Annotated in this window: 1 protein-coding gene and 1 pseudogene; one reads left to right on the top strand and one right to left on the bottom strand. The window is 51.3% G+C overall.

Annotated elements, in window-relative coordinates:
- Positions 1 to 338, bottom strand: a 338-nt coding sequence (locus ACXJ5O_RS27240; protein ID WP_457302635.1) for a Dps family protein, incomplete at its 3' end; no start/stop codon positions are given.
- 315 nt (positions 339 to 653) lie between these two features.
- Between ACXJ5O_RS27240 and ACXJ5O_RS27245 the strand changes: the two are divergent.
- A pseudogene (locus ACXJ5O_RS27245) lies at positions 654 to 1,301 on the top strand (sensor histidine kinase); the annotation flags it as partial.

Raw genomic sequence — 1,301 nt, forward strand, 5'->3', positions numbered from 1 at the left:
GTCAACATCTCTGCGGGCGTAAGGTGATCGGCATCGTTGTCGGCAAGCCTCTGAAGTCGCCCGATATGACCAATCGAATGTAGCGTCGTGCCTCCGAGTTCGCGTATGCGTTCAGCGATAACATCTGTGATCGAAAGTATCTGCTCGGCTTGCTCGCCTAGCAGTGGCTGGAAAATACCAAAACCCGTTGGAGTCATGTGCCAATGGAAACTTTTCGTCTTTAGGTACAGCGCGAACGTGTCTGCGAGGAAGGTGGTCAAGGCCGCCGAAACCTCGGCGGCAGCGTCGCCTGAATAGAGCGACCTCACACGGTTAGTTGTATAAATTGACAGGCTCATTCAACGACCCCTTTTCTGTTTCACATAGTATCCTGGCTGATTGTTGTATTGAGCCTAGGCCAAGCCTTCCTGCCGTGACAGTGGATACTCGTTTCGATTAAGTTATACTTGAGTATAGGGAGCATTTACCGTCGGCCGGATGTTAAGTGCGCGAGGCGAGYCGCAACACCGCTGCGATCGCCCGAAATTTAGCGACATCGCGCTACTTAAGATTGTGCAGCCTTGCAGCCAAAATCTGGTATAGCCCGATCGACTCGACCATATGGAGATAATTCGTTGTCAAGATTTTCCCCGGTCGCTGCAATGCTTATTGCTGTGGCGGTCTTCCTGCTGGACACATTGACTACATTCGACATTGCCATTGCAGTGCTCTACGTGGTGGTAGTGCTGCTGTCGCTCAATTTCGCCAATCAGACCCAGCTTGTTGCGATTGGTGCTGGCTGCATGGGATTGACGCTTCTAAGCTTTTTGCTTTCGCACGGACTGGAACTCCCTGCAGAGTCAATGGGACGTTGCTTCGTCAGCCTTGCTGCCACCGGGATAACGACATTTCTTGCTTTTAGGGTAAAAGCGGCAATCGGTATTCTGGAAGACAGTGAGCAGCGCTACCGGTCAATTTTCCTGGCCACGGGTGTTGGAATCCTCCAGATGGATTTTACGGGTCTTAAAACTGCCATCGACAAATACAAAACTGAAGGTGTCCAAAGCATCGAGGATATTGAGAACCTCGATTCCGGGTTCGTCCGGAAAGCGCTAAGATCGATCAAGTTGATAAACGCCAACAACACCGCTCTGAACATGTTCAATATGCCGGATATAGATAGGCTGGGCACGCTGCTGCCCGCTCTGGTCAGTTCAGAGGTGGAACGTAAGGTCTGGAATTTCCTCGCATCCATATGGGCTGGAAACCACAGCTATGAAGCCGAAACGGTGATAAGAACGTCACAGGGCCGCCAACTCATC

This window comes from Phyllobacterium sp. P5_D12 (assembly GCF_054049495.1).